A 20,392-nucleotide genomic window follows, 5' to 3' on the forward strand; every position below is an offset into this window, starting at 1 on the left:
ATGGGTGTCGTGACACCGGGTTTCCAGGGCCGGGCCCGCAGCGGCGACTCGCGCCTGCCACCCGGGCAGTACCTGGCGCAGGACTTCCCGGTGCTGTCGGCTGGCCCGACGCCGCGCGTGCGCACGGAGACGTGGGAATTCACCGTCACCACCGAGACGGGCGAGAAGCACAGCTGGAGCTGGGCCGAGCTGATGGCCCTGCCGAGCGAGAAGCCCACAGTGGACATCCACTGCGTCACCCAGTGGTCCAAACTGGACACCCGGTGGCGCGGCGTCCCGGTGGACACGCTGGTCGGCGGGCTCGACACCGAAGCCGACTACGTCATGGTGCACTCCTATGGCGGCTACACGACGAACCTGCCGCTGGCCGACCTGCTCGACGGCCAGGCCTGGATCGCCTACGAGTACGGCGGCAAGCCGCTCACGCCCGAGCACGGCGGCCCGGCGCGGCTGCTCGTGCCGCACCTGTACTTCTGGAAGTCCGCGAAGTGGGTGCGCGGGCTGGAGCTGAAGACCCGGGACGAGCCGGGCTTCTGGGAAAACGCCGGCTACCACGACTACGGGGATCCATGGCGCGAACAGCGGTATCAGGGCGACTAGCCTGGCGGGTCGCCCGCCTGGCCGGATTCCGCGACGAGACGCCGACGGCGCGCACGCTCGTCTTCGACCTGCCCGGCTGGCCGGGACACCTGGCGGGCCAGCACGTCGACGTCCGGCTCACGGCCGCGGACGGCTACCGCGCGCAGCGCAGCTACTCGCTCGCCGCGCCTGCCGACGGCGACCGGGTGGAGCTGACGGTCCAGCGCGTCGCCGACGGCGAGGTGTCCGAGCACCTCACCGGCCCGTACGCGATCGGCGACCCGGTCGAGGTCCGCGGCCCGGTGGGCGGCTGGTTCGTCTGGCGACCCACGGACCCGGCCCCCGTCCTGCTCATCGCGGGCGGCTCGGGCATCGTGCCCCTGATGGCGATGATCCGCGCCCGCCGCGCGGCGGGCGTCCGCACCCCGTTCAAGCTGATCTACTCGCTGCGCACCCCGGCGGAGCAGTACTACGCGGACGAGCTGCGCAAACCGGTGGCGGGCCTGGACGTCACGTATGTGTACACGCGAGAGCTGCCGGAAGGCCGCCCGGGAATCCCACGGCGCATCGACGTGGCGACGCTCAACACGGCAGGCTGGCCGGCAGAGTTCGGCGCATCGTGCTTCGTCTGCGGCCCAACAGGTTTCGTCGAAACGGCGGCGGACATCCTGCTGGCCCTCGGCCACGACCCGCACCGCATCCGCACGGAACGCTTCGGCCCCAGCCGCGACTGACGGTTGCCCGTCCGGAGCGGGGTCGGCGTTGTTGCCTCGTCGGCCGCCCGGTGCAGCTCCCGGCCTCGCTCGAGAAGGTCGGTGTCACCCAGATGCCCGGCAGCTTCGAGCGCGCCGTTCATCCACCAGGCCGTCCCGCTGCGCAGCACTTCCTCGCCCAGCGTTCTGAGGGCGTTTCCACGTCGGCGTCCGTCAGGCGGTACTGCGCCAGATGCTCGAGCAGCCGATCCGCTCCATTGCCCGTCGCGGCCCTGCGAGCAGGCGGTCCTGGTCTTCGGAGATCGTCACCGTCCCAAATTGTCCCGGCCGTACGTGCGAGACCTCAGGGTGCGTCCGGCCGGGACAGCAGTTCGCGCAGCGTGGCCAGCAGCTCCCGCCGGTCCGCCGCGCCGAGCTTGCCGCGGATGCGGGCCATGTGGTGCTCCACCGCCTTGCCCGAAATGAACAGCTTGCTGCCCGCCTGCTTGTACGTCAGGCCGTCGACCACCAGCCGGGCCACTTCCAGCTCTCGCTCGCTCAGGGCCGCCAGGCCCGCGCCCGCCGCCGAGGGTTCCGTCGTTCCCGGGTCGCGGCGGGCCGCCGTTCCCTGGAACTGGCGGGCCGCCTCCAGGAGCTGGACCATTGCCTTGCGGTCGGATGTCCGGATCGCCGCCTGGCCGGCCAGGCGGGCCGCGTCCCAGCGGAGGCCCAGGTCGTGCAGCTCGGCCGCCGCGGCCGCGATCGCGTCCGGGGCGAAGCTGCCGCCCAGGACCGCCAGCCAGCACTCGGCCGCGGTGGCCAGGGCCTGGGGGTGGCGGCCGCAGTGGGCGTGCCTGCTCAACGTTGCCAGGTGGGTCTCGGCCGCCTCCGCGTCCTCCAGTGTGATGGCCGCGTGCAGCTCGTGCCAGACCAGCGAGACCGTCCACAGTGGAGGCTCGGACAGCCGGGAAAGCAAGCCGTGGGCCCGTTCCAGCTGTCCCGCCAGTTTCGCGAAGGCGCCCGTGCGGGCCGCGGCGATCGCCAGCTCGCCCAGCGGCAGCAGCGAGAACAGGTCCGTCTGCTGGCGCATCGACGCCTGGTACGCGCGGTTCCACGACCGCTGCAGCCCGACGAGGTCGCTCGCCCGCCGCGCCAGGCCCAGCTCCAGCGTCGCGAAGAACAGCTCGTCGCGGGCTTCCAGCGGACGGCCCGCAACCGCGTCGCGGTGCTCGGCCGCCGTGGCGAGGTCGCCTGCCGTCATCGCCACCCAGCCCAGCAGCAGCCGGTGCCGGACGGCCAGGAGGTCGCCGCCGATCCGCCCGTCCAGCGCGCGGGTCAGCACCGACTCCGCCAGCGCCAGCTCGCCGGTGTGCAGCGCGGTGAGCGCGGCCAGCGCGGCCGGGCTGTCCGGCAGCAGCGTGCCGCCCAGTGCGGGTTCCAGCATCGCCGCCGCGCCGAGCAGCGTGGACAACGTCTCCGTCGCGCAGCCGGACACCGAGTCGGTGATGCCGCGCGCCATCCGGGTGGCCGCGCCCGCGAACAGCGTCGGCGCGACACCCGGCGCCGGCGCGTCGAGCAGACGGCGGGCGCCGTCGACGTCGCCGGTGCCGGCCAGCGCGATCGCCGCGAACGCGTCGGCGCCCGCCCAGTTCGCCGTCGGCTGGGCGGCGGTGCGGGACGCCCAGTGGTACAGCTCGGCGCTGCGGGCCAGTTCGCCGCGGTGGGCCAGCACGGTCGCGGCGATCGCGGCGCCCGCCGCGCGGGTTTCCGCGTCGGCGTCGCCGAGCATCCCGTCGCCGAGGCGCAGCGCCGTGTCGAGGTCGCCGGACAGCGCCGCGGCGCGTGCCCAGCCGGTCATGACGGCGGACGAGCGGTCACCCGCCTCGGCGGCGGCTTCGAACAACCGGGTCGCGAGCCGAGCGTCCGTCGGAAGCGCTTCCCCCGCCGCGGCGGCGAACGCGGCCGCCGCCGACGTGCCGGAACTGCCCGTGCCCAGCAGGGACTGGGCCAGCTCGAGCACCGGGAGGCCGTCGGCCAGCTGCAGTTCGACCAGCCGCTGCACGGTGGTCAGCCGCCGGGCGGGCGGCCCGAAGTCCCGGACGGCGGCCGCGGCCAGGGGCAGCAGCGTGTCGTCCGGGGCGAGCAGGCCGGTCGCGCGGGCGCCTTCGACGATGCCGGGCAGCTGCTCGGGCCCACGGTCCAGCAGCGCACACAGCAGGTCGAGGTTGCGTCCGGCGCCCGCTTCGGCCGCGATGAGGTAGCGCAGGACATCGTCGTCGAGTTCGTCCAGCTCCGGCCGGAACTCCTCCAGCCGCCCGAGCAGCGCCCGTTCGGCCAGCCGCGGCACGCCCCCGCTGCGGGCATGCAGCTCCGCGGCGGCGGCCGGATCGGCGGGAGCACCCGTCACGGCGGTCATCAGCCGCGCGATGTCGTCGACGCCGAGCGGGCCGAGCTGCAGCAAGGTCCACCCGGGCGCCACCGCGGCGGGCCGGTGCGCGACGACGATCGGCCCATCCGCCCCGGCGAGCAGTTCTTCGAGCTGGTCGGGCCCGAGCCGGTCGGCATCGTCGACGAGCACGGCCTCGACCCCGGCATCCCGGTAACAGCGGTCGAGAGCGGCGAGCAGGACGCTCTTGCCGTACCCGCCGGGAGCAACGACGGCCAGCCGCAGCGGAGCACCGGGATCGGCGGAGACCCGGTCGAGCAGCTGCCGCGCCGCCGGATGCACGGGGACGGAGTGGAGCGGGGTGACCTGCGTGAGCAGTGTGTTCAACAGTGACCTTCACCGGAGGGGGCGCCGGGGCGGGCGCAGTGGCTCGGAGCGGGGGGAGGAGGACGGGGCGGGGAAGTAGCCGGGGGCGGGCGCCGGACCAGGAAACGCTCTGGCGCCGGTGGCGGCCGCGGCGTGGGCAGGTGCAGGGCCGCTGCCGGGGGCAGGGGTGGCGCCGGGGGCCAGCGGGGGCCCGGGTGTGGCTGCCCTGCCGGGGAGCGGCGCCGCGGCGTGGGCAGGCGCTGGGCTGCTGCCGGGTGCGGAGCCGCCGGTGGCTGGGGTGGCGCCGGGAGGCAGCGCGGTGTCGCGTGGGGCGGCCGCGGCGTGAGCAGGCGCAAGGCCGCCGCCGGATGCAGAGCCGTCGATGGCTGGGGCGGTGCCGCGTGAGGCCCCCGCGGCGTGGGCAGGCGCAACGCTGCCGGGCGCGGAACCCCCGGCATGCCGCGTAGCGCCAGCACCCGGCACCGTGCCCGAAACCGGCGTGGGCGCAGGAGGCGCCGTCCCCGACCCCGCATTGGCCTCGCGGGCCGTGAACGTGATCAAACCCGCCGAAGCAGCCGTCGCCAGCACCAGAATCGCCGCCGCGAGGGGGCGCTTGCGGCGGAACAAGCTCAGCGGGCCCGTCCGCTCGGGCAGCTCGAACGGGGTGATCTCCACCGGGGGCCGGGGTGGGCGCTCGCCCAGCTCGCCGAGCGTGTCCACCTTCGGCAGCAACGTCGTCTCGACCGCCGGGGGCTCCTGGGGCGTCACCCGGTGGTCCGCGCGCAACGTCGCGAGCGCTGCCGCGCCGAGGGCCGCCGTGGCCGGGGGCACCGGGCCCGCGAACATCGGGCACGGGGGACGCGGCGGGACCGCGTGCGGGGGGACGTCGCCGCAGAACACCACTCCCGCCAGGCCCTTCGGGGGTGTCGACGCCGCTCCGGCCAGCGCGAACAGCGTGCTCAGCGCCGCCGCCGGGGCCACTCCCTCGGCGCTCTGGCCCAGTTGCCAGCCGCCGGCTCCGGTGGCCGTTGCCAGCGTCACGTTCACGCCGTCCGCGCCGAACTCGCACACCCCCGCCACCTGGGTTCCCGGGCCCGGGAGGGGCAGGTGCGCGCCGAGGGCGGCGATCGAACCGGGCACCAGCGTGACCGCCGTGAAGCCCGCGTCGGCCAGTGCCCTGCGCAGGACGTCGCGGCGGTAGCCGCCCCAGTCGCCCGGGTGCGTGAGGACCAGGTGGTGCGGGGCACCGCCGAAGAGGTTCGCCGCGTGCTCGGCGATGCCCTCGACCAGCACCGTCGTCAGCGTCTCGGGCGGGAACGCCTCGCCTTCGACCATCATCGGGACGTCGTCGCCGATGCGGCGGTGGAAGCCGGTGAGCAGCCGGGACGGGACCTGGGCGCCCGCCTGGGCCGCCGCGTCGCCGGTCAGCAGGTAGCCCTCGTCGTCGAGGAACAGCGCGGACGCCGCCGCGGGCGTCCGCTCACCGAGCCACAGGGGCTCGGGCTCGCTCCAGCCGGGGCCTTGGCGGCGGCAGGTCGCGGCGTGGGTCCGTCCCTGAGCCACATCGATCCCGAGGACGTAGGGCAACGGCGCTTCCTCCTCACCTCTCGGGGTCCGAACGGGGTATGGGCATTCCCCCTAGGGCTCGGGGAATCCTCACCCAAACGGGTTAGTCAAGCAAGGGGCTGGAGGGATTTAACCCAACTGAGCGCGTCTCGGATGAGCCCCTAACTCCCTAACGATGACATATCGATCCCCTATCGGCTGACCGGACTGCGACTCGGAGTGATCCCCGATGTGCGCTGGGGGACCGTCTCCCTACCTTGAGTGCGGAGCAGCGGTCCTTGCGGTCGCTGCTGTCCCCCGAACCACCGGACCAGGAGAAACTCCATGGAATCCGTGCAGACCTTGCACGACTTCGCCCTGAACCTGCTCAACGACCCGACCGCGCTCGCGGCCTTCGGGACGGACCCGCAGGGCGCCCTCGCTGCCGCCGGTCTCGGCGACGTCAGCGCCGCCGACGTGCACGAGGTCATCCCGCTGGTGCTCGACTTCGTGCCGGTCGACAGCCTCCCGGCCGTCGGCTCGCTGCCGCAGGTCGGCGACCTCACCAACGTGGGCACCGACGCCACCGGCATCCAGGGCGCCATCGACCAGCTCACCGCGCTGACCCAGGGCCTCGGCCTGCCGGCCGTCCCGGCGCTGCCGGGTGCCGGCGAGCTCCCGGGTGTCGGCGAGCTGCCGGGTGTCGGCGAGCTGCCCGCCGTCGCGGGTGTCGGCTCGCTGCCGGCCGTGAACGAGGTCACCAACGCCGCCAACGTCACCGCGCTCGCCGGCAACGTGACCGGCGCCATCTTCGGTGGCGACCTGGCCAACGGCCTCGACTCGCAGGCGCTGGCCAACCTGACCGCGGCCCCGGGCTACCTGACCGACGCCAACTCGATCGCGCCGCTGGCCACGCTGGCCGAGCAGCCGGTCGTCGGCGGCGTGGGCACCGCGCACACCATCGGCACCGAGGTGCTCAGCACCGCGTCGGGCCCGGCCAACGAGGTCGCCTCGCACGTCGGCGACGTCAGCGGTGACCTGACCCACACGGTCGACGGCATCGTCGGCCAGGTCGGCGACTTCAGCGGTGTCCTGCAGGGCGCCGGCCTCGGCCACGCCGGTGGTGGCGAGCACCACCACGGCGGCCACGGCGCGCTCGGCGAGGTCTCCAACGTCGTGACCAACGCCACCGGCATCAACGTCGACGTCGACCACAACGCCGTCGGCCAGGTCGGCGAGCTGGCCGGCGGCAACGCGACCGCCGTGCACGACGTCGTCTCCGACGTTGCCGACGTCAGCCACAATGCGCTGGGCAACCTGCACATCGGCGACGTGGCCTCGGGCAACGAGATCCACATCCTCGGGCACTGATCCCCGAACCGGTCACCGGTGCCCGTCCCGCGGTCTGGGTGCAGCCGCGGGACGGGCACCCGGTGTGCGCACGGGGAGTGAACCGGGGACACTCGACCATCGTGACCGCACCGGCATGGCTCGAAGTGCTCAACGAGACGCTGGACGCGTGCCGCACGCACGGCCGCGCCGATCTCGCCGAGCGCCTGCGCAGACGCCGGGACGCCCCCGCCGGGCAGACCCGGCTCGGCGTGCTCGGCTTCCCCAAACAGGGCAAGGGATACCTGCTCAACGCGGTGCTGAACGCGCCCGTGTGCGCGGTCGGCGACGCGCCGACCCCCGCGGTGCCCACCGAAATCGCCTACTCCGCCGAACCCGCCGCCACCCTCGTCGGCCGGTCCCGCGAACGCATTCCCGTCGCGGTCGAACGGCTGCCCGGCGAGCTGGGGGCCCGGCCCGCCGGCACGCTGACCCGCGTCGAGGTCGGGGTGCCCCGCGAACTTCTTTCCGCCGGGCTGGTCCTCGTCGACACCCCGCCGGTCGGTGACCCGCGGTCACCACGGACCGCCGCCGCCCTCGACCTGCTCGCCGAAGCCGACGCGGTGATCCTCGTCTCGGACGCGACCGCGCCGCTGACCGCCGCCGAGCTGGCGCTCGCCCGGCACGTCCGCACGTGGTGCCCGCACGTCGTGCTGGCGCTCACGAAGATCGACGCCTGCCCCGGGTGGCGTGCCGTCGCCGAGAAGAACCGCTCGATGCTCGCCGAAACCGGGATCGACGCCGCCGTCCTGCCGGTTTCCGCCGTCGTCCGCCAGGCCGCCGCGAAGGCGGGTGACCCGGAACTCAATGCCCGCTCGGGCTTCCCGGAGCTGCTGGCCTGGATCGCCGAGCAGGCCGCGCGGCCGCCGGAGCAGTCCCGCGCGCTGCTCGCCGCGGTCGGCGTGCGGGCCGCCGCCGCGGAACTCGTGGAGTCGCTGCGCGACCGGGTCGAGGCCGCGGGTCAGGACGCCGGGCTCGGCCAGGCCGCGCTGCTGCAGCGGGCGCAGCGCCGCGCCGACGACCTGCGGCGGCAGAACACCCGCTGGCAGAACCTGCTTTCCGACGAGATCGCCGATCTCATGGCGGACGTCGAATACGACCTGCGCGAGCGCACCCGCAAGATCGTCACCACCATCGACCAGACCTTCGACGAGGGCGACCCGGTGAAGGTGTGGGACGACTTCGCGGCGTGGCTCGACGAGGCACTGACCGAAGCGGTCGAAACCAACTACTCGTGGCTGACCGAGCGGGCGCAGTGGACCGCGCAGGCGGTCGCGGCGTGTTTCGGCGCCCAGTACGACAACGCGCTGCCCGAACTGCCGCTCGACGGTTCGGGTGCCGAACACCTCGACGACGTCCGGCGGCCGAAGATCGAGAAGTTCAAGATCGGGCAGCAGGCCTTCACCGGCCTGCGCGGCTCCTACGGCGGTGTGCTGATGTTCGGCCTGATCACGAGCCTGCCGTGGCTCGGGCTGCCGCTGATCAACCCGGTGTCGCTCGGCGCGGGTGCCGCCTTCGCCGTGAAGACGATCCGCGACGAGGGCGGCATGCGGCTGCAGCGGCGGCAGGCCGTGGCGAAGCAGGCCGCGCAGCGGCACGTCGACGACGTCTTCCTGCGCTACAGCAAGGAGTTCCGCGACGCGATCCGCGTGGTGCAGCGGCGGCTGCGCGACCACTTCACCGGCCTGGCCGAGGAACTCGCCGACGAGCTGACCCGCGAACGCGAGACGATCCTGGCAGGCACGGCCGAGCGCGAGCGGCGGACCGGGCACATCCGCCGCGAGATCGACCGGCTCGCCGCGCTGCACTCGCGCGCGGGCGAGCTGGGCACGATCGCCGGGCGGCAGCGGCGGCGGGAGCTTTCGGCGTGACGCAGGACGTCCGCGACCTGGTGTCCGCCGCGGCCGGGCTCTACCGGGACGACCCGCGGGCTTCGGCGGTCCTGCACGACTGCCTCGACCGGCTGGAGCAGCCGCTGCGCGTGGCGTTCGCCGGCGCGCCGTCGTCGGGCAAGACGACGCTCGCCGCGGCGCTCGGCGAGTGGCCGACCCGCGCGCTGCGCGACCTGGTGCTGCTCGACGATCCCGGCCCGGCCGACGAGGTCCCGGACGCGACCGTGCGGCTGGTGCGGCACCTCGAACCGGACGAGCTGGCGGCGGCGCACCCGCCGGGCGGCTCGGCGTTCGCGCGGCAGAGCGCGGTCAACTCGGTGCTGGTGCTGTCGCGGGCCGACGAGGTCGGCGCGGGCCGGATCGACGCGCTGCTGACGGCCAAGCAGCTGGCGCGCCGCGCCTGGCGCGAAGACCCGCTGTGCACGGGATTCCTTGGCGTGATCGCGGTGGCCGGGCAGCTGGCCTACGGCGGCCGCTCGCTGCGCGACGACGAGTTCGACCTCCTCGCGGCGTTCGCCGCGGTGCCGCGCGAAGAGCTGGAACGGCACGTGCTGTCGGTGGACTCGTTCACCGATCCGGCGTTCCCCGGCCCGATCCCGGTCGAGACACGCCGGTCGCTGGTGGAGCGCTTCGGGATGTTCGGCGTCCGGCTGGCGCTGACGCTGATCCGCACCGGCTGCGACGACCGCGTCAAGCTGTCGGCGGAACTGGTGCGCCGCAGCGGTCTCGGCGAACTCCGCGACACGCTGGCCGGCTGTTTCGTCGCCCGCGCCGAGGCACTGAAGGCGCGCACGGCGATCATCCGCCTGGAGACGCTGCTGGCCGCCCACCCCCGCCCGGGCGGCGACCGCCTGGTGTCCCGGGTCGAGCGGTTCGCGGCGGCCGCGCACGACTTCCGCGAGCTGCGCCTGATCGCCGACATCCGCGGCGGCCGCACGGCGCTGTCGGGCGAGCCGGCGGAGGAGGCGGTCCGGCTGCTGGGTGCCCAGGGCACGGCCCCGGCGGACCGGCTGGGCCTGGAGCCGGACGCGGACCCGGAGGACATCTACGAGGCCGGTCTCGACGCGCTGCGGCGGTGGCGGCACGAGGCGGAGCGGCCGGACCGGCCGCATGCCGAGCGGGCGGCCGCGCACGTGGTCGTCCGATCCACGGAAGGCTTGCTGGCGCTCTTCGCGTAGCTCTTGCGGCCCGGTGTTGACCTTCGCCGGGGTGCGGCGCACGATAGGCCGGGCCATGGTCCGGCGCCGGCCCGAAGGGACTCCACCATGCCCGAAGACCACCGCCCGCGGGTCCGGCTGTTCGGCGAGCTGCTGGGGCACTGGGCGCGGGAACGTCCGCAGGACACCGCGCTGATCTTCGGGGACCGGAGCTGGACCTGGGCGGAGTTCGACGAGCGCGTCCGGCGGCTCTCGGGCGCCCTCGCGGCCGCCGGGATCGCCCGCGGCGACCGCGTGGCCTTCGTCGACAAGAACCACCCCGCCTGCCTGGAGACGACCTTCGCCGCGGCCGGGCTCGGCGCCGCGAACGCCGTCGTGAACTGGCGGCTCTCCGGCGACGAACTCGCCTACGTGCTCAACGACGCGGGCGCCAGGGTCGTCTTCGTCGGCGCCGAACTGCGGCCCGCCCTCGACGCGATCCGCGACCGGCTGCCCGCCCTCGAACGTGTGATCGTCGTCGGCGGGGACTCCGACGAATACGAGTCCTTCCTGACCTCCGCCGCGCCGCACCCCGGCGCCGACGTCGACCCCGGCGACGGCGTCCTCGTCCTGTACACCAGTGGTACCACTGGTTTCCCGAAGGGCGCCGTCCTGACGCATCGCAGCGTCCTCGCCCACGGCCTCGCCGCCGGCACCGCGTTCCCGATCGGCCCGGGCGACGTCAACCTCGTCGCCATGCCGCTGTTCCACGTCGGCGGCAGCTGCTACGCGGTTTCCGGGTTCCTCTACGGCGAGCCGTCCTACCTGACGCGCGAGCCCGACGCGGCTTCGCTGTTCGCCGCGCTGCAGGCCGGGATCACGCACGCCTTCCTCGTGCCCGCCGTCGTCGCCGGGATCGTGCAGGGAGGCGAGGCCGCGCTCAAGGCGTTCTCCCGGCTGAAGTACCTCTGTTACGGCGCATCGCCGATGCCGCTTCCGTTGCTGCGCACGGTACTCGCGGCCTGGCCGGACGTCCGGTTCGCCCAGGTCTACGGCATGACCGAGCTGTCCGGCGCGGTCACCGCGCTCACCCCGGAGGCCCACCGGGACGAAAGCCGCCCCGAACGGCTGGCCTCGGCGGGCACCGCACTGTCCGGAGTGGACATCCGGATCGTCGACCCGGTCACCGGCGAGGATGCCGAGACAGGCGAGGTCTGGGTGCGCACCGAGCAGCGGATGGCGGGCTACCTCGGCAAACCCGAGGCGACCGCGGAGACCATTGTGGACGGCTGGGTGCGCACGGGCGACGTCGGACGTCTCGACGACGGCGGGTTCCTGTTCCTCGAGGACCGGGTCAAGGACATGATCATCACCGGTGGGGAGAACGTCTACTCGCCCGAGGTCGAGCGCGTGGTCGCGGAGTTCCCCGGCGTCGCCGAGGTGGCCGTGATCGGCGTGCCGGACGACCGGTGGGGCGAGCAGGTCAAGGCCGTCGTCGCGCCCGAGCCCGGCGAGCAGCTCGACCCGGGCAAGCTGGTGGAGTTCTGCCGCGAGCGGCTGGCCCACTACAAGTGCCCGCGCAGTGTCGACGTCCTGGAAGCCTTGCCACGCAACGCGACCGGCAAGATCCTCAAGCGGTCGTTGCGCGAACCGTACTGGCGGGACCGGGACCGGAACGTCTGATGGCCGATTACGACGGCTTCGCCGAGGCCTACGCCGCCGAGAACGAAACCAGCCTGATGAACGCGTGGTACGAGCGGCCCGCGATGCTGGCGCTCGCCGGGGAGGTGACCGGGCGGCGGATCCTCGACGCGGGCTGCGGCGCGGGCCCGCTGTCCGCGGCCCTGCGCGAGCGGGGCGCGATCGTGACCGGTGTCGACGCGAGCGCCGGCATCCTGGACCTCGCCCGCCGGCGCCTCGGCCCGGACGCGGACCTGCGGGTCGCCGACCTGGCCGAACCGCTGCCGTTCCCCGACGACGCGTTCGACGACGTCGTGTCGTCCCTCGTGCTGCACTACCTGCAGGACTGGGGACCGACGCTGGCCGAGGTGCGGCGCGTGCTCGTCCCGGGCGGCCGGTTCCTCTTCTCGGTCGACCACCCCATGGCGATCAACGTCATGCACCGCATGAACGGGCCGCGGCCGGACTACTTCGCGACCTACCAGTGGTCCGAGGACTGGACGATGGGCGGCCACACGACCCGGCTGAGCTTCTGGAACCGCCCGCTGCACGCGATGACCGACGCCGTCACCGCGGCCGGGTTCCGGATCACCGCACTGCACGAACCCCGGCCGGTGCCCGAGGCCCGGGAGCTCTATCTGGAGGATTTCCCCATCCTGGACACGTTCCCGAGCTACCTGTTCTTCGTCCTGGAAGCCTCGTGAGTTTCGGTACGTCAGGCCTGGCTCCCACCGATCGGCGCCTGCTGAAAGGGACTTTCCTGGCGTTTGATGCGAGGAAAGTCCCTTTCGCTGCACCAGACGAGACGAAAGCGCCTTTCAACCCACCCGGGCGCACTCCGCCGGTGTCCGGAGCGGTTCCAGAGGGCCGGGGCGCCGCCGATAGGGGTCGTGAGTGAGAAACAGTGTTCTAACCCTGTTTCTCACTCACGACCGGCGGCGGGCGATACCGGCCGCCTGCGAGCTGCGGCAGATCCGGGACTCAGGCGTTGCCGAGGACCCGGGTCACGGTGATCTCCAGCACCACCCGCTGCGGGTTCGGCTTGGGCTGCCGGTAGCGGGCGGCGTAGCGGTTTTCCGCGTCCCGCACCGATTCCGGGTCGTCGCGCAGGACCGCTCGTCCCTCCAAAGTGGACCAGCGGGGGCCGTCGAGCTGGCAGACCGCGGCCGGGATGCCCGCCTCGCCCGCCGCGCGGACCATGCGGGCCTTGACCGACGAGGCGAACGTGATCACGCGGGCCAGCCCGGCCTCGAAGTCCACCGTCACGCCGACCGCGACGACGTGCGGGGTGCCGTCCGGGCGGACCGTCGTCAGCGTGGCCAGGTGGCGCTCGGTCCAGAACGCGCGGAAGTCCGCGCCGCGGGCGTCGAGGTCGATCTTCATGACGTCCACGCTAGCCCGTCCGGGTGGCGGGGCCGCCGGGAGACCCACCCACAGTGATAGTAAGGAAACTTTCCTAACAGTCTTGACCTGGTCTTGAACCGCGTGTCAGGCTCTGATCGCCCTCGCCGCAGCCAACGATGTCCTACGGAGGAGCGATGAGAAAGATCGTCCGGGCGGTGGTGGCCACGGCCGCGCTCGCCGCCGGGCTGGTGAGCGTGCCGGCGTCCGCGTCCGCGGCGGGCACGCCGTACGTGCCGGGCACCCTGCGGCCCAGCGTCTCGCAGGCCACTCAGGACCAGGCACTCCAGAAGTACTACGACTTCTGGAAGCAGAACTTCCTGACGACCAAGTGCGGCACCGGCACCTACGCGGTGCTGTCCAAGGACGCCGACCACGCCTTCGTCGCCGAGGGTGAAGGATACGGCATCACGATCTCGGCGATGATGGCCGAGAAGGACCCGCAGGCCCGCGCGATCGTCGACGGGATACTCAAGTTCGTCAAGGCACACCCGTCGGTGAACGACCGCGACCTGCACGCGGCCGAGCAGGACTCGAGCTGCCGCAGCGTCAACGGCAGCGACTCCGCCACCGACGGCGACCTGGAAATCGCCTACGGCCTGCTGATCGCGGACAAGAAGTGGGGCAGCTCCGGCACGGTCAACTACAAGGCCGAAGCCGTCCGGATCATCAACGCGATCAAGCGCAGCGAGGTCAACGGCACCACGAAGTTCACGCTGCTCGGCGACTGGGCCGACGACGCGGACTACCGCAACAGCTCGCGCTCCTCGGACTGGATGCCGGGCCACCTGCGCGCGTTCGCGAAGGCGACCGGCGACAGCTTCTGGGACTCCGTCCGCAGCCGGTCGGAGACCGCGGTGAGCCAGCTGCAGTCGCAGTACGCGCCGAACACGGGCCTGCTGCCGGACTTCGTGGTCAACACGAACTCGACGCCCAAGCCGGCGCCGTCGGGCTTCCTCGAGGGTCCGTACGACGGCAAGTACAGCTGGAACGCCTGCCGCGACCCGTGGCGCCTCGGCGTGGACGCGATCACCGCGCCCGGCAGCGCGGCGGCGAACCAGGTGCGCAAGATGAACACGTGGATCAAGTCCGCAACGGGCGGCGACCCGGCAAAGATCCAGAGCGGCTACTCGCTGTCGGGCTCGAAGACCGAAAGCGGGCAGCACCCGTGCTTCACGGCCCCGTTCGCGGTGGCGGCGATGACGGACCCGGGCAGCCAGGCCTGGCTGGACCGGCTGTGGACGGCGGTCTCGACGTGGTCCCCGGACGCGACGGACTACTACGGGACGGGCATCACGATCCAGGTCCTGCTGGTACTGAGCGGCAACTACGTGGCCGCGTAGGAATTCGGGTGCGGGTGGCCGGTTCGTGCGTGAGACTGATGCGCATGACCGGTCACCCGCGCAGTGTCGAGGAGCTGACCCGCGCCCTCGACGCGGGGAAGCGGTTCAAGTACGTGTACTTCTGGGGGCACCAGCCGCCGCGTGGGGGCGGTGTCGGTGCGGGTTGCTTCAGCCAGTGGTGGCCGTCGCCGTTCGAGGTGGACGGTGTCCGGTTCGCCACCGCCGAGCACTACATGATGTGGCGGAAGGCGAAACTCTTCGGGGACGACGAGGTCGCCGCGCAGGTGCTCACCGCGGTCCATCCGAAGCAAGCCAAGGACTTCGGCCGCCGCGTGCGGGGGTTCGACGAGCGGACGTGGGTGGTGCACCGGTACGAGATCGTGGTCGAGGGCAACGCCGCGAAGTTCGGCGGGAACCCCGAACTCGGGCAGTACCTGGCCGGAACGGGGAACCGCGTCCTCGTCGAAGCGAGCCCGGTCGACCGGGTCTGGGGCATCGGCCTCGCCGCCGACGACCCGCGGGCCGGGAAGCCGCGGGCCTGGCGGGGGCTCAACCTGCTCGGCTTCGCCCTCGCCGACGTCCGGGCTCAGCTGGGTTCGCGCAGCGGGAGTCCCGCGGCGCGGTAGATCTCGTCGATCACCGTCATCGTCTCCACCGCGTCCCTCGCCGACGTCTTGACCGGAGCACCGTCGAGGACCGCCGCGGCGAACGCGTCCAGCTGGTAGGCGTACGACGCCCGCCGCGGGAACTTCTCCGTCCGCCGGTTTCCGCCGACGCGGACCGAAAGCCGGTGGAACGCCTGGGGCATCACCGGATTCAGCACCGACAGCGACCCGCGGGAGCCGGTCACCTTCGCGCTGATCTTGAGCAGCGACGACGACCACATCGAGCACTCGATCCGTCCCGTGTGGCCCGACGGGTAGCGCAGCTCGGCCACCATCGCCCGGTCGACGTCGCGAGAACGCAGCTTCGCCGACGCCGAAACCACCGACGGGGTCTCGCCGCCGAAGGTGCGGGCCATGTGGACCGCGTAGCATCCTGCGTCCATCGTCGCGCCGCCCGCCAGGGCGTAGTCGTAGCGGATGTCCGAGAACTTCGGCAGCGGAAAGCACAACGCCGTCTCGACCCGCTCCAGCGTCCCCAGCTCGCCCGACGCGACGATCTCCTCCACCCGCAGCGCCAGGGGGTGGTAGCGGTAGTGGAACGCCTCCATCACCACCCGGTCCGACGCGTCGGCCAGTGCCGCGATCTCCCGCGCCTCCGCCGCGTTGGCCGTGAACGGCTTTTCGCACAGCACGTGCTTGCCCGCCGCCACCGCCGCCCGGGTCCAGCGGCCGTGGAGGCCGTTCGGCAGCGGGTTGTAGACGGCGTCGACGTCCGGATCGGCGAGCAGGTCCTCGTACGACGAGTGGACCTTCGGGATGCCGTGCCGGGAGGCAAACGCTTGCGCGCGCTCGGGTGAGCGTGCCGCGATCGCCGTCACGGACACCGAGGGTTGCGCAGAAGCGGGGCTGACCAGGGCCGCCGGGGCGATGCGGGCCGCCCCCAGGATGCCGATCCGCAGGCTCATGACCGCGAAGCTAGCACCAGGACAAAACTTCAACAGCCAGTTGACCTCTTCAACACCGAGTTGTAGCGTTCCGGCCAGCCGAACAGTGGAGGTCCGTTATGTCCCGTTTTCGTGCCGTGCAGGCGGTGGTGCTGGCGAGCCTGGCCGTCCTCGTGACCGCCTGCGGGGGCGGTCCGGACGGCGCGGGCGGGACGTCGCAGGCCGCCGGCAGTCCCGCGTCGGGCATTCCGGACACCGCCGCGATCGTCCAGGGTGTGCAGAAGGACGCGCAGCTCAACGCGGCCCTCCCGGCGAACATCAAGCAGGCGGGCGTGCTGCACCTGGCGTCGAACCTGCAGTCCGCGCCCAACAACTTCTACGCCGCCGACGGCAAGACCCCGATCGGCTACGAGGTCGACCTCGCCAAGGCGATCGCCGCCAAGCTCGGCGTCACCGTGGCCCACCAGGACATGGCGTTCGGCTCGCTCATCACCAGCCTCCAGTCCGGCCGCATCGACCTGACCATGGCCGGGATGAACGACACGAAGGCGCGCCAGGCACAGATCGACTTCGTCGACTACTTCACCTCGGGCATCACGATCATGATCCGCAAGGGCAATCCCGACGGCATCACCGGCCCGGACACCCTCTGCGGCAAGAAGGTCGCCGTCGTCCAGGGCACCAGCCACCAGAAGTTCGCCGCCGAGCAGAGCACGAAGTGCACGCAGTCCGGCAAGCCCGCGGTCGACGTCACCGCGACCGACAGCGACAACCAGAACCAGAACCAGCTGCGCACCGGCCGCGTGCAGGCCATCCTCAACGACCTGCCCAGCGCCGTCTACATCTCGCGCACCGCGGGCGAGGGCAAGTTCTTCGAGGTCGTCCCGGGTGAGCCGATCGACGGCGGCCCGTACGGCATCGGCGTCAACAAGGCCAACACGGCCCTGCGCGACGCCGTGCAGAAGGCCTTGCAGGCCCTGATCGCCGACGGCACCTACGGCAAGATCCTGCAGGCCTGGGGCGTCGAGCAGGGGGCGATCAAGGAGGCCGCGATCAATGGCGGCTCCTGAACCGCTCCCGATCGTCCGGCTGCGGCACTGGGGCCGCTGGGTCGCCGCCGCGGTCATCGTCGCCCTGCTCGTGCTGCTGGGCATCGCCCTCGGCAACGCGCAGATCGCGTGGGACCAGGTCCCGGACTTCGTCTTCTACAAGGTGATGGCGACCGGCCTGCTCAACACCGTCGTGCTGGCCGTGCTGTCCCAGGCCGTCGCGATCGTGCTCGGCATCGTCATCGCCCTGCTGCGGCGCAGCGCCAACCCGGTCGCCCGCTGGTTCGCCGCGGGCTACATCTGGATCTTCCGCGGCCTGCCGGTGCTGCTGCAGATCCTGCTCTGGTACAACCTGGCGCTGGTCTTCCCGGTGATCGACATCCCGTTCCTGGTCCACGAGCAGACGAACGTCCTGATCAGCGCGTTCACCGCCGCGTTCCTCGGCCTGGCGCTCAACGAAAGCGCGTACATGGCCGAAATCGTCCGCGCCGGGCTGAACAGCGTCGACTCCGGACAGACCGAGGCGGCGAAGTCGATCGGCATGACGCCGGCCGCGACGCTGCGCCGGGTCGTGCTGCCCCAGGCCATGCGCGTGATCATCCCGCCGACCGGCAACGACTTCATCAACATGCTCAAGGGCACGTCGATGGCGTCGGTGATCGGCGTGACCGAGCTGATCCACGCGGCCAACAACATCTCGTCCAACAACCTGCTGGTCATGGAGACGCTGCTGGCCGCGGCCGTCTGGTACATGGTCGTGGTGACCGTCGCCGGCGTCGGCCAGCACTACCTGGAACGCGCGTTCGGGCAGGCCGACCGCGGGCCGCTCGCCCGCGCGGGCAAGGCGTTGCGCGGGGTGCCGCTGGTGAGGAGTGCCCGTGTCTGAGCCGTTGCTGCGTGCCGTGGGTGTCCGGAAGTCCTACGGCCACACCGAAGTCCTCGGCGGGATCGACCTGGACGTCCACAAGGGACAGGTCGTCTGCCTGCTCGGGCCGTCCGGTGCCGGGAAGAGCACGTTCCTGCGCTGCATCAACCACCTGGAGACGATCGACGCCGGCCAGATCTGGGTCGACGGCGAGCCGATCGGGTTCCGGCAGCGCGGCGGGAAGCTGTACGAGCTGCGCGAACGCGAGGTGGCGCGCCAGCGGCGGGACATCGGGATGGTGTTCCAGCGGTTCAACCTGTTCGCGCACCGGACCGCGCTGGAGAACGTCGTCGAGGGGCCGATCCGGGTACTTGGCGTGCGGCCCGACGAGGCTCGCAGGCAGGGCCTGGAGCTGCTGGACCGGGTCGGGCTCGCGCACCGCGCCGACGCCTACCCGGCGCAGCTGTCCGGCGGGCAGCAGCAGCGCGTCGCGATCGCCCGGTCGCTGGCGATGAAACCGAAGCTGATGCTGTTCGACGAGCCGACGTCGGCGCTCGACCCGGAGCTGGTCGGCGAGGTCCTCGAGGTGATGAGTACGTTGGCGGGGGAGGGGATGACCATGGTCGTCGTGACGCACGAGATGAGCTTCGCCGCGGAGGCCGCCGACGAGGTGGTGTTCCTGGCCGACGGCGCGGTCGTCGAGACCGGGCCGCCGTCGGAGGTATTGAGCGCGCCGAAGCACGACCGCACCTGGCAGTTCCTGGCGAGGATCCTCGCGTGACGCGCATTTCGCCCCGGTACCTGCTCCAGTTCGACGAGCCGGCGGGCTACCTCGACTTCGCCCGCTTCGGGCCGCCGTCGCACGCGGTGCTCGACACGACCGCCGCCCTGCTGCACCAGGCCACCACGGCCGGTCCGTCCACTGTGGACGAGCTGATGCGGCAGGAGATCCGGGCCAAGGCCGCCGCGGCGCGGCTGTCCGGTTCGGACACCGACCACACCGTGCTGCTGCCGCACACCAGCCTCGGGCTGTTCCAGGCCGCCTTCCACAGCTCGGGCGAGGTGCTGGTGTCCGCGGCGGAGTTCCCCGCCAACACCTACCCGTGGGCCCGCGCCGAGCAGGCCGGACGCCTGCGCGTCCGCCGCCTGACCGGCGGTCACGTGACGCCCGAGCGGGTCGCGTCCGCGTTGACTCCGGAGATCACGACGGTCAGCGTCAGCGCGGTCGACTTCCGCACCGGCTACCGGGCGGACCTCGCGGCGCTGCGGGACGTCGTCGGCGACCGGCTGCTGGTCGTCGACGGCATCCAGGGCTTCGGCGTGACCGAGGAACCCTGGGAGGTCGCCGACATCCTGGTCGTCGGCGGGCAGAAGTGGCTGCGCGCGGGCTGGGGCACCGGGTTCGCCGTGCTGTCCGACCGCGCGCTGGAGCGGATGGACCCGGTGCTGTCCGGCTGGACCGGCGCCCGCGACCCCGGCCTGTTCGACGACGAGATCCACCCGCCGGACGGCACCGCGCAGGCGTGGTCGCTCTCCAACCTCAGCCCGATCACCTCCGGCGCGTTCGCCGAGGCCCTCGAACTGGTCGAAGACGCCGGCGTCGGCGCCATCGCGGCCCGGATCGCCGAGCGGCTGGCCGCCTTCGAGGAGGTGCTGGCCGCCTGTGGCGCCGAAGTCGTCTCGGCGGTCGATCGCCGCGCCGGAATCCTGGCGTTCACGCTGCCCGGCCACCCCGCCGAGCAGGTCGGCGCGGCGCTGGCCGCCGCAGGCATCGCCGCGACCGTGCGGCCCGAGCACGTCCGGCTCTCCCCGCACGCGTCGACCCCGGCGGCGGCCGCGGACCTGCTCCGCGACGCCCTGGAGACGCTGACCCGGCCGCGCGAGCCCCTGGCCGTCCCGGCCGCGGGCGCGACCACGCACGAGGTGCTCACCGCGCTGGTCCCGGCTATCCCGGGGCTGGCGGCGATGCTCGGTCCGGGCAACGAGGTCCTGCTGCACGACCTCAGCAGGCTGCCGGACTCGATCATCGCCATCGCGGGCGAGGTGACCGGCCGCAGCGTCGGCGGGCCGATGACGGACCTGCTGCTCGGCCTGGTCCGCCGCGGCACCACCCAGGACCTGACGAACTACCGCACCCACGGCCCGGACGGCCGCCCGATCCGCTCGTCGACGCTGTTCCTGCGCGACGCCGACGGCGTGGCGGTCGGCTGCCTGTGCGTCAACAGTGTCGACACGGCTTCTTCCCCCGGCGGCAACGGCGAGCCGGAGACTTTCCCCCCGGACGTCGACAGCCTGCAGCGGTTCCTCGTCGACCGCGCGGTCGCGAAGGCGGGAATCCCGGTGGATCTCATGAAGAAGCGGCACAAGGCGGCGGTGGTGCGGGAGCTCGACGAAGCCGGTTATTTTCTCATCAAGGACGCGGTCGACCACCTGGCCGGCCGCCTGGACGTCACCCGCTACACGATCTACAACTACCTCAACGAGATCCGGGCCTGACGCTGCCCGAACGGACCTTGTCCC

General features: G+C 72.6%; 17 protein-coding genes. 13 read left to right on the forward strand and 4 right to left on the reverse strand.

The window, feature by feature from the left end:
• Positions 1-600 carry a sulfite oxidase-like oxidoreductase gene (locus ABJI51_RS25125; protein ID WP_348953859.1) on the forward strand — a complete coding sequence of 200 codons (600 nt, stop codon included), beginning with the start codon at positions 1-3 and terminating at the stop codon, positions 598-600.
• Positions 570-1,313: a ferredoxin reductase gene (locus ABJI51_RS25130; RefSeq protein WP_348953860.1), complete on the forward strand. Its 744-nt coding sequence runs from the start codon at positions 570-572 to the stop codon at positions 1,311-1,313. The genes ABJI51_RS25125 and ABJI51_RS25130 overlap by 31 nt, the downstream gene beginning before the upstream one ends.
• Positions 1,314-1,635: 322 nt before the next feature.
• Here ABJI51_RS25130 and ABJI51_RS25135 read toward each other — a convergent pair whose 3' ends face one another.
• Positions 1,636-4,044, reverse strand: coding sequence for a helix-turn-helix transcriptional regulator (locus ABJI51_RS25135; RefSeq protein ID WP_348953861.1), 2,409 nt, complete (start codon positions 4,042-4,044; stop codon positions 1,636-1,638).
• 9 nt (positions 4,045-4,053) lie between these two features.
• On the reverse strand, positions 4,054-5,610 hold the full coding sequence (locus ABJI51_RS25140) for a molecular chaperone DnaK (protein ID WP_348953862.1): 1,557 nt from the start codon (positions 5,608-5,610) through the stop codon (positions 4,054-4,056).
• Between the two features lie 303 nt (positions 5,611-5,913).
• On the opposite strand from ABJI51_RS25140, the gene ABJI51_RS25145 reads away from it, so the two are divergent.
• The 5 genes from ABJI51_RS25145 to ABJI51_RS25165 all read left to right on the forward strand — a co-directional run bounded on the left by ABJI51_RS25145 (position 5,914) and on the right by ABJI51_RS25165 (position 12,369).
• Entirely contained in the window at positions 5,914-6,939 is a 1,026-nt protein-coding gene (locus tag ABJI51_RS25145; protein WP_348953863.1) for an IniB N-terminal domain-containing protein, read from the forward strand.
• Between the two features lie 101 nt (positions 6,940-7,040).
• Positions 7,041-8,828: a P-loop NTPase family protein gene (locus ABJI51_RS25150; protein WP_348953864.1), complete on the forward strand. Its 1,788-nt coding sequence runs from the start codon at positions 7,041-7,043 to the stop codon at positions 8,826-8,828.
• Positions 8,825-10,027: a GTPase gene (locus tag ABJI51_RS25155; protein ID WP_348953865.1), complete on the forward strand. Its 1,203-nt coding sequence runs from the start codon at positions 8,825-8,827 to the stop codon at positions 10,025-10,027. Before ABJI51_RS25150 ends, ABJI51_RS25155 begins: the two co-directional genes overlap by 4 nt.
• An 87-nt stretch (positions 10,028-10,114) precedes the next feature.
• Complete coding sequence (locus ABJI51_RS25160; RefSeq protein WP_348953866.1) at positions 10,115-11,668, forward strand: acyl-CoA synthetase; 1,554 nt, start codon at positions 10,115-10,117, stop codon at positions 11,666-11,668.
• Positions 11,668-12,369, forward strand: coding sequence for a class I SAM-dependent methyltransferase (locus ABJI51_RS25165; protein WP_348953867.1), 702 nt, complete (start codon positions 11,668-11,670; stop codon positions 12,367-12,369). The genes ABJI51_RS25160 and ABJI51_RS25165 overlap by 1 nt, the downstream gene beginning before the upstream one ends.
• A 277-nt stretch (positions 12,370-12,646) precedes the next feature.
• Here ABJI51_RS25165 and ABJI51_RS25170 read toward each other — a convergent pair whose 3' ends face one another.
• Positions 12,647-13,048 (reverse strand): PPOX class F420-dependent oxidoreductase, encoded by a 402-nt coding sequence (locus ABJI51_RS25170; RefSeq protein WP_348953868.1) that lies wholly within the window; start codon positions 13,046-13,048, stop codon positions 12,647-12,649.
• A 155-nt stretch (positions 13,049-13,203) separates the two neighbouring features.
• Here ABJI51_RS25170 and ABJI51_RS25175 point away from each other — a divergent pair, with 155 nt between their 5' ends.
• Together ABJI51_RS25175 and ybiA are read left to right on the forward strand one after the other, a co-directional pair.
• Entirely contained in the window at positions 13,204-14,409 is a 1,206-nt protein-coding gene (locus tag ABJI51_RS25175) for a family 8 glycosyl hydrolase (RefSeq protein WP_348953869.1), read from the forward strand.
• A 44-nt stretch (positions 14,410-14,453) separates the two neighbouring features.
• Entirely contained in the window at positions 14,454-15,035 is a 582-nt protein-coding gene (gene ybiA, locus ABJI51_RS25180; RefSeq protein WP_348953870.1) for a riboflavin biosynthesis intermediates N-glycosidase, read from the forward strand.
• Here ybiA and ABJI51_RS25185 read toward each other — a convergent pair.
• Positions 14,996-15,979 (reverse strand): Gfo/Idh/MocA family protein, encoded by a 984-nt coding sequence (locus ABJI51_RS25185; protein WP_348953871.1) that lies wholly within the window; start codon positions 15,977-15,979, stop codon positions 14,996-14,998. The two genes, ybiA and ABJI51_RS25185, sit on opposite strands and share 40 nt — an antisense overlap.
• 98 nt (positions 15,980-16,077) lie before the next feature.
• On the opposite strand from ABJI51_RS25185, the gene ABJI51_RS25190 reads away from it, so the two are divergent.
• The 4 genes from ABJI51_RS25190 to ABJI51_RS25205 are packed head-to-tail and all read left to right on the forward strand — an operon-like array spanning position 16,078 to position 20,368.
• On the forward strand, positions 16,078-17,028 hold the full coding sequence (locus ABJI51_RS25190; protein WP_348953872.1) for an ABC transporter substrate-binding protein: 951 nt from the start codon (positions 16,078-16,080) through the stop codon (positions 17,026-17,028).
• A complete protein-coding gene (locus tag ABJI51_RS25195; protein WP_348953873.1) occupies positions 17,015-17,893 on the forward strand; it encodes an amino acid ABC transporter permease in 879 nt (292 codons plus the stop codon). The genes ABJI51_RS25190 and ABJI51_RS25195 overlap by 14 nt, the downstream gene beginning before the upstream one ends.
• A complete protein-coding gene (locus ABJI51_RS25200) occupies positions 17,886-18,653 on the forward strand; it encodes an amino acid ABC transporter ATP-binding protein (protein WP_348953874.1) in 768 nt (255 codons plus the stop codon). The genes ABJI51_RS25195 and ABJI51_RS25200 overlap by 8 nt, the downstream gene beginning before the upstream one ends.
• Complete coding sequence (locus ABJI51_RS25205; RefSeq protein ID WP_348953875.1) at positions 18,650-20,368, forward strand: aminotransferase class V-fold PLP-dependent enzyme; 1,719 nt, start codon at positions 18,650-18,652, stop codon at positions 20,366-20,368. Before ABJI51_RS25200 ends, ABJI51_RS25205 begins: the two co-directional genes overlap by 4 nt.
• Positions 20,369-20,392 lie beyond the last annotated feature (24 nt).

The sequence above is a fragment of the Amycolatopsis melonis genome (assembly GCF_040064235.1).
Taxonomy (GTDB): domain Bacteria; phylum Actinomycetota; class Actinomycetes; order Mycobacteriales; family Pseudonocardiaceae; genus Amycolatopsis; species Amycolatopsis melonis.

Coding starts and splice junctions, on each gene's coding strand:
- ABJI51_RS25125 (WP_348953859.1), top strand. CDS start 1: ATGGGTGTCGTGACACCGGGTTTCCAGGGCCGGGCCCGCAGCGGCGAC.
- ABJI51_RS25130 (WP_348953860.1), top strand. CDS start 570: ATGGCGCGAACAGCGGTATCAGGGCGACTAGCCTGGCGGGTCGCCCGC.
- ABJI51_RS25145 (WP_348953863.1), top strand. CDS start 5,914: ATGGAATCCGTGCAGACCTTGCACGACTTCGCCCTGAACCTGCTCAAC.
- ABJI51_RS25160 (WP_348953866.1), top strand. CDS start 10,115: ATGCCCGAAGACCACCGCCCGCGGGTCCGGCTGTTCGGCGAGCTGCTG.
- ABJI51_RS25165 (WP_348953867.1), top strand. CDS start 11,668: ATGGCCGATTACGACGGCTTCGCCGAGGCCTACGCCGCCGAGAACGAA.
- ABJI51_RS25170 (WP_348953868.1), bottom strand. CDS start 13,048: ATGAAGATCGACCTCGACGCCCGCGGCGCGGACTTCCGCGCGTTCTGG.
- ABJI51_RS25175 (WP_348953869.1), top strand. CDS start 13,204: ATGAGAAAGATCGTCCGGGCGGTGGTGGCCACGGCCGCGCTCGCCGCC.
- ybiA (WP_348953870.1), top strand. CDS start 14,454: ATGACCGGTCACCCGCGCAGTGTCGAGGAGCTGACCCGCGCCCTCGAC.
- ABJI51_RS25185 (WP_348953871.1), bottom strand. CDS start 15,979: ATGAGCCTGCGGATCGGCATCCTGGGGGCGGCCCGCATCGCCCCGGCG.
- ABJI51_RS25190 (WP_348953872.1), top strand. CDS start 16,078: ATGTCCCGTTTTCGTGCCGTGCAGGCGGTGGTGCTGGCGAGCCTGGCC.
- ABJI51_RS25195 (WP_348953873.1), top strand. CDS start 17,015: ATGGCGGCTCCTGAACCGCTCCCGATCGTCCGGCTGCGGCACTGGGGC.